Raw genomic sequence first — 9,035 nt, forward strand, 5'->3', positions numbered from 1 at the left:
TCTCATTCCATTATAAAATTTGTAATAACTCACCACGATAAAAATCACATAACAACCAAATTTGTTGAAATGGATGGTGCTTAGGCACATCAAGGTGAGTAAGTACTGACTTAAAATCATCGAGGTGCCATATAGTACTGGCATTGCGAATTAATAACCAAGGCTGCGTAGACTCGTAATGTTTTTTGGCTTTTTGTGCCAGCAAGCGATGCAAAGCACAGTGCAAACGTTCGTTACTCGGTGCTAAAGCCATTTCAGCGAGATCGCGTTGCATTGAGATAGACAGAGGCCGACCTAACACCGCCATTGCTTCTGTTTCACTGGCATATAAATGCGCGACTTCAATATCGAGCCGTTCATCACCTTTATAACAACTCACGTCTGGTTTACTCGGCGTGTTATGCCAAATATTACGCATGCTTACGCCAAACTGCTTTTCGTAACAGCGTAAAAACAGCTTTGCTGCGCCATGCTCGAGCGCTATTTTCTCTTGTTCACTTTCACGATTCATTTAATGTTGCATACACATCTTTTAATAACCCAGAAGCGCCAAAACGAAATAGCTCGGGTTGTAAGTACGCTTCACCCATAATTGATTCCGCGAGGGCTAAATACTCAGCAGCATCAGTAACTGTTCTGACCCCGCCCGCCGCTTTAAAACCGACCTTTTTACCACTCGCTTTTATGGTATTTAACATGATGTCAGTTGCAGCTAGCGTTGCATTGACAGCCACTTTACCGGTACTGGTTTTAACAAAATCAGCGCCACCATCAATTGCCAGCTTAGTTGCTGTTGCAATGAGATCATCGCTTAATTCGCCACTTTCGATAATAACTTTAAGTTGCGCTTGGCTGCCACATGCCTCTTTTGACGCTTTGACATACTCTAAAACTTTGCGCTCATCACCGGCGATTAGTGCTTTATAGGGGATCACTAAATCAATTTCATCAGCACCGCGTTCAATGGCAAACAAGGTTTCATTTAGCACTTCCTCTAAAGGCTCATACCCACCAGGAAAGTTAGTGACGGTAGCCACTTTGACTTGCTGTAATTCACGCTCAGCGAGTGCCAGTTTAGCGTCACTGACAAACTGGCTATATACACAAACCGCTGCAGGAATGCCTAACTTAGGCTCAATACTAGCAACCAAGTTATTAATGGTTTCTGTTGTGTCGCTGTCATTTAGTGTTGTTAAGTCCATCAGCGCCACCGCTTGGGCAGCAATTGTTTGTATTTTAGTCATTGCTCTTATTTTTGTGTTGCCATATTAGTGACCTATAGTAGCAAATTTTTATCATTCGGCTATAAATCATAACTAATCACCATAAGGCCCTTTAATTACTTGTAACTCGTCGCAATCCCTTGTTAACTAAGTCTTAAGCCAAAACAAACCACCTGGTATAACTTTTAGTTATATAAACTTGGTTTTAATTATTTTTTACTTTTTTTAGAGCACTATATTCTGCTTGCCTGCAATAAGCAGTTTCGTTGATGTGTTTTAGGGGTGAGAACAAAGTGCAATATTTACCAATCTTTACCAAATTAGACGACAAACCTGTGTTGGTAGTCGGCGGTGGAGATGTCGCGTTACGCAAATGCCGTGCATTTTTAAAAGCACGTGCCAATGTAACGCTAGTCGCGCCTGAATTTTGTGATGAGCTACTTGCTCTTGCTGAGCAAAACGAAGTAAACCTGATCACTGATACATTCAAAGAACAGTATTTAGACAAGCAAATGCTGGTAATCGCCGCGACAGATATCGAAAGCGTGAACAAAGACGTGTTCGAACTTGCGAATGCACGCAATATTTTCGTTAACGTGGTGGATGATCAACCTAAGTGCAGCTTTATTTTTCCATCCATTGTTGACCGTGATCCAATCACAATTGCAATTTCAAGCGCAGGCACAGCACCGGTATTAGCACGTCGTTTACGTGAAAAACTCGAAACGCTTATTCCACAGCATATTGGTCCACTTGCTACGTTAGTTGGTAGCTTTCGCGACAAAGTAAAACAACGCTTTAAACACTTTGCCGATCGTCGCCAGTTTTGGGAAGGCGTATTTGATTCATCAGTCGTTAGCAAAGTACAAGCGGGTAATATCGACGCTGCAACAGCGCAGTTAGAGCAATTGTTAGATGCTAAACCAGAACCTGAAGGCGAAGTGTATGTTGTGGGTGCAGGCCCTGGTGACCCTGAGTTATTAACACTAAAAGCACTGCAATTAATGCAACAAGCTGATGTGGTGGTATATGACTACTTGGTTTCTGATGAAATTATGGATTTAGTACGCCGTGATGCAGACCTAGTTTGTGTAGGTAAACGTTTAGGCGATCACAGTGTGGCGCAAGAAGATACCAACCAGATGTTGGTTGATTTTGCCAAGCAAGGCAAAAAAGTATGCCGTATTAAAGGTGGCGACCCGTTTATTTATGGTCGTGGTGGTGAAGAAGTACAAGTGCTAGCCGCGAATAAAGTACGTTACCAAATCGTACCGGGTATTACTGCTGCTGCAGGTTGTAGCGCTTATGCCGGTATTCCTCTTACTCACAGAGATCACGCACAAGCCATTCAGTTTGTGACTGGTCACTGTAAAAAAGATGGTCAAGAATTGGATTGGCAATCACTCGCCAAGCCAAATCAGACCTTAGCGATTTATATGGGAGTGATTAAATCACCGCATATTCAAGCACAACTATTAAAACATGGCCGCGGTGCAGACACACCGATTGCCATTATCGAAAACGGCACACGTAAAGAACAACGTGTGGTAACAGGGCAATTAGGTGAGCTGGCCGACTTGATTTCGCGCCATAGCATTATTTCACCCGCCTTATTAATTATTGGCGAAGTTGCATCATTGCACCATCAGCTTGCATGGTTTGGTCAAACAGAACAAACCAGCAGCTTTGCCCAGCCAATTTCTGGCGTAGCTTAATTTAACTTTTAATCATTTTAGTAGGACGACTAACAATGGCTTTAACACACCTTCAGCAATTAGAAGCTGAAAGTATCAAAATCATGCGCGAAGTTGCTGCTGAGTTTGAAAACCCGGTGATGCTTTACTCAATCGGTAAAGATTCATCAGTGTTATTACACTTAGCACGTAAAGCGTTTTATCCAGCAAAAATTCCATTTCCACTTTTACACGTTGACACCAACTGGAAGTTTAAGGAAATGATCGAGTTTCGTGACCGCCTAGCTAAAGACTATGGTTTTGATTTAATCGTCCACAAGAACCCTGAAGGGTTAGAGATTGATATCAATCCATTTGTGCACGGCTCAGCAAAGCACACCGACATCATGAAAACGCAAGGCTTAAAGCAAGCGTTAGATAAATACGGCTTTGATGCTGCATTTGGTGGTGCTCGTCGTGACGAAGAGAAATCACGAGCTAAAGAGCGTGTTTACTCATTCCGTGACAAACACCACAGATGGGATCCAAAAAACCAACGTCCAGAGCTTTGGAATACGTACAACAGCCAAGTTAATCCGGGTGAAAGCATACGTGTATTCCCGTTATCTAACTGGACTGAGTTGGATATTTGGCAGTATATCTACCAAGAAAACATTGAAATGGTTCCACTTTACCTTGCCAAAGAACGCCCAGTCGTTGAGCGTAACGGCACGCTAATCATGGTTGATGATGAGCGTATGCCATTAGAAGAAGGCGAAGTACCGCAAATGAAGTCGGTACGTTTTCGTACTCTTGGTTGTTACCCGCTAACGGGTGCTGTGGAATCAACGGCAGGTACCTTAACTGAAATTATTGAAGAAATGCTGCTTTCAACCTCATCTGAGCGTGAAGGCCGCGTGATTGATCACGACTCTGCTGGTTCAATGGAAAAGAAAAAACGTGAGGGCTATTTCTAATGTCTAAAACAAACGACACGATTAATGAAGTAAGAGAGTTAGGCATCGACGCCTACCTTGCGCGTCAACAAGACAAAAGCCTTTTACGCATGCTGACCTGTGGTAGTGTGGATGACGGTAAATCTACGCTGATTGGCCGCCTTTTACATGACAGTCACCAAATTTATGAAGACCAACTTGCAGCCCTGCATAAAGACAATGAAAAAGTTGGTAATGCGGGTGAAGAGCTTGATTTAGCACTTCTTGTCGATGGTCTTCAAGCAGAGCGTGAACAAGGTATTACCATTGACGTTGCTTATCGTTACTTCTCTACAGCAAAACGTAAATTCATTATTGCTGATACGCCAGGACATGAGCAGTACACGCGCAACATGGTGACCGGCGCATCAACCAGTGATGTGGCGATTATCTTAGTTGATGCGCGTTATGGCGTACAAGTACAAACGAAGCGTCATAGCTTTATCTGTGACTCGTTAGGTATCAAGCAGTTTGTTGTTGCTATCAATAAGATGGATATCGTCGATTTCGATGAAACCGTATACGAGAAAATCAAAGCTGACTACCTTAAGTTTGCAGAACAACTAAACGTTACTAATATCAAATTTGTGCCGATGTCAGCGCTGAAAGGTGACAATGTAGTTACTCGCTCAGAGCACACACCTTATTACACAGAAAAGCCACTGCTGGAGTTACTTGAAGACTCACCAGCGGCTGAAATTGATAACGGTTTTGAAGCGCGTCTTCCGGTGCAATATGTAGTACGCCCAAACCTAGACTTCCGTGGTTTCCAAGGTACTTTAACGTCTGGCAAACTTAGCGTGGGTGATGCAGTGAAAGTGTTACCATCAGGTAAAAGCTCAAGCATTAAAGAGATTGTAACTTTCGATGGCAACTTAGATAGCGCTGAAGCAGGTCAAGCAATCACTCTAACGTTAAACGACGAAATTGATATCAGTCGTGGTGATGTGATTGTACCAGCCGCTTCAAAAGCTGCTGTGACAAACCGTATTCAAGCTAAGTTAGTGTGGATGCATGAAGCGCCGCTTGTATTAGGTAAAAGCTATAACTTTAAGTTAGGCAGCAAAAATACCTCAGCAGTGGTAAGAAAAATCGATCACACGATTGATGTAAATACCCTTGAGCATGGTCAAGCAGACTCATTACAACTTAACGAAATTGCGATTGTAACTTTAGAGCTTACAGAAACAATTTTGGCTGATGAGTACCACAACAACCATGAAACAGGTGCGTTCATCCTAATTGACCGCTTATCAAACCTAACCGTTGCGGCAGGTATGATTGAGCAATTACTTAGCACTGAAGAACATCAAAGCAGCTTTAGCGACTTTGAAGTTGAGTTTAACGCTTTAGTACGCAAGCACTTCCCTCATTGGCAAGCGCTTGATATAAGCCAACTTAAATAGGCTAGGTAAGACAATGCTGGCTATAAGACAACAACCGTTTTTAAGCCAGCATTACTATTTATATTTGATTACCACACTCTCACCCCTTTAAATCTATTTCTTTATTTTGAGAGCTTTGGTTTCTCAATGATTGGAGTAAAGACAATGGATGAAAATATCGTTTGGCATAATTACGCCATTAGCAAATCACAGCGTAGTGAGCAAAAAAAGCATAAGCCAACCATTTTATGGTTCACTGGTTTTTCAGGTTCAGGCAAAAGCACTGTTGCAAACGCACTAGAAAGCGCATTAAACCAGTTAGGCGTTCACACCTACCTACTTGATGGCGACAATGTGCGTCATGGCTTATGTAAAGATCTTGGCTTTACTGATGAAGACCGCGTGGAAAACATTCGTCGCGTAGGTGAAACTGCCAAGCTGATGGTCGATGCCGGTCTTGTGGTATTAACCGCATTTATTTCGCCATTCCAAAGCGAACGCGATATGGTAAGAAACTTAGTAGAGGATGGTGAGTTTATTGAGGTATTTTTAGATACCCCGCTCGACGTGTGTGAAACACGCGACCCTAAAGGGCTTTATAAAAAAGCGCGTGCAGGTGAAATTAAGCACTTCACAGGTATCGACTCAGACTATCAAATCCCTACATCGCCAGAAATTAAAATCGATACCAGTAAAAACAGCCTAGACCAATCGGTGCAAGAACTGGTAGCGTATTTAAAACAACAGCAAATTATAGGTTAAGTCATGAATCAAACGGAACTGCTAGAAGAAATATTACTCCTCGCACGCCAAGCCGGCAGTGCAATAATGGGGATTTACGAAAAGGACTTTAATGTTGAGTACAAAGCTGATGAAAGCCCAGTGACCGACGCCGACCTAGCAGCTCACAAAGTGATTGTGAATGGCTTACAACATCTCACCCCTGATGTACCAATTCTAAGCGAAGAAAGCGCTGATATTAGCTGGGATATTCGTCAAACTTGGCAACGCTACTGGTTAGTCGATCCAATTGATGGCACCAAAGAGTTCATCAAAAAGAATGGCGAGTTCACAGTAAACATTGCCTTGATTGAAAAAGGGAAACCGGTATTAGCTGTTGTAGATGCACCGGCATTAGGTGTGTCGTATATTGCTGCTGAAGCAATTGGTGCCTTTAAAGATAAAGGTGATGAGCGCATTGAACTTAAGGTAACCCGTAAGCCAAATAAAGGGCTTATCCGTGTTGTCGGCAGCCGTTCACACCCTTCTCCTGATCTAGCTGAATTCGTAAAACAGTTTGAAGATGTAGAAATGGTTTCAAAGGGCAGCTCACTAAAACTTTGTCTGGTTGCCGAAGGGAGTGCTGATATATACCCACGCCTTGGCCCAACCTGTGAGTGGGATACCGGAGCAGGTCATGCGATTGCCGAAATTGCAGGCGCAACGGTTAGCAAACTAGATGGCAGCCCACTACTGTATAACAGTAAAGAAGAGTATCTGAATCCGTATTTTGTCGTATCGGCATTACAGAACTAAAAGCGTTCCGTTAAATACCGTAGGCTGGGTAGAGCGTAGCGAAACCCAGCATCTCCCCTGTCATAGCAAAATAAATATCCAAATTTCATATTCCCTACTTTATGACCACAATCATATAGCCAATAAGTCCTTGTTCCTATAGTATTTTGCTTTCTTAATCTATTAAAGGAATAACCATGACGACTGTTGAAAAAGCAATTGAAGCCGGCTATGAAGCACAAATTACCGCACTTTATAAAGCCCTTTCACAAGGAGTGCTTGCCGCCAATGGCGATGAAAGTGAAATCACTGCAGCTGAGGCACGTTTTAAGAAAGGTTTAGCATTTGCCGCAGACATTAAAGCTCGCGCACTTGCAGCCGCAGAATAAATACCACAACTGGGCTTTCTAAATAAGCCCAATTCTCTTTCTTTGTAAGTCTCTCCTTACAGCATAGTTATCTAAATACAACGCTAAAACATGCATTCTTAGTCGCTTTTCTATATGCTGCGCGACAATTATTATTCTAATAGTGGAGTGCTAATGAACACACATCAAGATGCTATGCCGTATGATGCATCGACAACAAGTAGTAACTCAAAATGGAATCTTCATGACACCCAATGGGTATTAAGTTTATTTGGCACCGCAGTCGGTGCAGGGATTTTATTCTTACCAATTAATATCGGTATCGGCGGATTTTGGCCTTTAATTATCATGGCATGCCTTGCCTTTCCGATGACTTACTTAGCTCACAGAGGCTTAGCCCGCTTTGTTTTATCATCAAAAAAGCCTGAAGCAGACTTTACCGATGTAGTAGAAGAACACTTTGGCATTAACGCCGGGCGCTTAATCTCTTTACTGTATTTTCTGTCTATCTTCCCTATCTTACTTATTTATGGTGTTGGCTTAACCAATACTGTAGACAGCTTTATCGTTAATCAATTAGGTATGGAGTCCCCCCCACGCGTGGTGTTATCTGGCCTGCTCGTTGGCGGTATGATCAGTTTAATGCTTGGTGGCGAAGCACTCATGTTACGTGCTTTTGCAATCCTTGTTTATCCTCTCGTCGCTATCTTGTTCTTCTTATCTATTTACCTGATCCCAAGCTGGCAAATGCCAGATGTATCAGTCCCTGAGTTTTCAGGATTCATGAAAACACTTTGGTTATCAATACCTATCATTGTATTCTCATTTAGCCATGCTGCAGCAATATCAAGCTTTGTGCATGTACAGCGCGCTCACTACGGCAATAATGCCAAAATGAAGTCAGAAGCAATTCTAAAGCGCACCAGCTTATTATTAATTGTGTTTGTTTTACTGTTTGTATTCTCGTGCGTACTGTCACTATCTACAGAACAAATGGTACAAGCAAAAGCAGATAACGTGTCTATCTTGTCATTCCTTGCCAATATCACTGATAACTCGTTTATTGCTACTCTAGGGCCATTAGTTGCCTTTATCGCGATTACGTCTTCATTCTTAGGCCACTTCTTAGGTGCCCGTGAAAGCTTCAACGGCCTTGTTAGTAAGCAAGCCCATATGAACCCTAAACTCGTTGATAAGATTGGCACTGTTATCATGTTCTTTGCTATTTGGTATTGCTCGGTGATCAACCCAAGTATTTTAGACATGATGGATCAGCTATCAGGCCCTATCATTGCCATGATCCTTTTCATCATGCCAATGATTGCCGTATATAAGGTGCCTAGCTTACACAAATACAGAAATCGTTTGAGCACGTTGTTCGTACTTACAATTGGCGCTCTAGCTGTGTTTGCACTTATCTACAACATGATTAAGTAATCTCATTATTGCTCGATATAGAAGCCCAGCCGGGAAACCGGCTGGGCTTTTTTGTTCGCGAGATGTGGGAGTGGAGTTAGCGAGAGTAAAGTTATCGAGGGGAAAGTTGAAAGAGTAAAGTTTGGAAATCTGGCGTAGGTTGGGTAGAGCGAAGTGAAACCCAACATGAGAAGAGCTATCAGCTTTCAGCCGTCAGCTATCAGTCGCGCGGTGTGGGTGTTTGGTGCAGCGTCTTCTTCTGCCGGGGGCTCTAAGCTCTAAGCTCTAGGCTCTAGGCTCTAGGCTCTAGGCTCTAGGCAAAGTGTACTTGTAGGAATGGCTTTAGCCATGAATATGTTTGTTATGGTCTGATTCGGCACTGAAGTGCCTCCTACGGGGTTTGTTGCTGAGGGTGACTCTGTACTAAACAAACCAACAGTTCAACTTTACCCTTGCTAAC

Annotated in this window: 9 protein-coding genes; 7 read left to right on the forward strand and 2 right to left on the reverse strand. The window is 42.8% G+C overall.

Features of this window, described 5'->3' with window-relative positions:
• Positions 1–10 precede the first annotated feature (10 nt).
• Together C2M25_RS20655 and deoC are read right to left on the reverse strand one after the other, a co-directional pair.
• Positions 11–511, reverse strand: a complete 501-nt coding sequence (locus C2M25_RS20655; RefSeq protein WP_058586658.1) for a hypothetical protein — start codon at positions 509–511, stop codon at positions 11–13.
• Entirely contained in the window at positions 501–1,244 is a 744-nt protein-coding gene (gene deoC / locus C2M25_RS20660; protein WP_105182013.1) for a deoxyribose-phosphate aldolase, read from the reverse strand. The genes C2M25_RS20655 and deoC overlap by 11 nt, the downstream gene beginning before the upstream one ends.
• Before the next feature lie 272 nt (positions 1,245–1,516).
• Here deoC and cysG point away from each other — a divergent pair, with 272 nt between their 5' ends.
• The 7 genes from cysG to C2M25_RS20695 all read left to right on the forward strand — a co-directional run bounded on the left by cysG (position 1,517) and on the right by C2M25_RS20695 (position 8,596).
• A complete protein-coding gene (gene cysG, locus C2M25_RS20665; protein ID WP_105182014.1) occupies positions 1,517–2,938 on the forward strand; it encodes a siroheme synthase CysG in 1,422 nt (473 codons plus the stop codon).
• A gap of 35 nt (positions 2,939–2,973) precedes the next feature.
• Entirely contained in the window at positions 2,974–3,873 is a 900-nt protein-coding gene (cysD, locus tag C2M25_RS20670; RefSeq protein ID WP_063700749.1) for a sulfate adenylyltransferase subunit CysD, read from the forward strand.
• Entirely contained in the window at positions 3,873–5,297 is a 1,425-nt protein-coding gene (gene cysN / locus C2M25_RS20675) for a sulfate adenylyltransferase subunit CysN (protein ID WP_063700751.1), read from the forward strand. Before cysD ends, cysN begins: the two co-directional genes overlap by 1 nt.
• 144 nt (positions 5,298–5,441) lie before the next feature.
• Positions 5,442–6,038 (forward strand): adenylyl-sulfate kinase, encoded by a 597-nt coding sequence (cysC, locus tag C2M25_RS20680; RefSeq protein WP_063700754.1) that lies wholly within the window; start codon positions 5,442–5,444, stop codon positions 6,036–6,038.
• A gap of 3 nt (positions 6,039–6,041) precedes the next feature.
• Positions 6,042–6,812, forward strand: coding sequence for a 3'(2'),5'-bisphosphate nucleotidase CysQ (cysQ, locus tag C2M25_RS20685; RefSeq protein ID WP_063700756.1), 771 nt, complete (start codon positions 6,042–6,044; stop codon positions 6,810–6,812).
• Positions 6,813–6,988: 176 nt separating this feature from the next.
• Positions 6,989–7,180 (forward strand): hypothetical protein, encoded by a 192-nt coding sequence (locus C2M25_RS20690; RefSeq protein WP_063700758.1) that lies wholly within the window; start codon positions 6,989–6,991, stop codon positions 7,178–7,180.
• A 153-nt stretch (positions 7,181–7,333) separates the two neighbouring features.
• A complete protein-coding gene (locus tag C2M25_RS20695) occupies positions 7,334–8,596 on the forward strand; it encodes an aromatic amino acid transport family protein (RefSeq protein ID WP_063700760.1) in 1,263 nt (420 codons plus the stop codon).
• Positions 8,597–9,035: the final 439 nt, after the last annotated feature.

Origin of the sequence: Pseudoalteromonas sp. T1lg21 (genome assembly GCF_002964625.1) — a bacterium.
Lineage (GTDB): Bacteria > Pseudomonadota > Gammaproteobacteria > Enterobacterales > Alteromonadaceae > Pseudoalteromonas > Pseudoalteromonas gelatinilytica.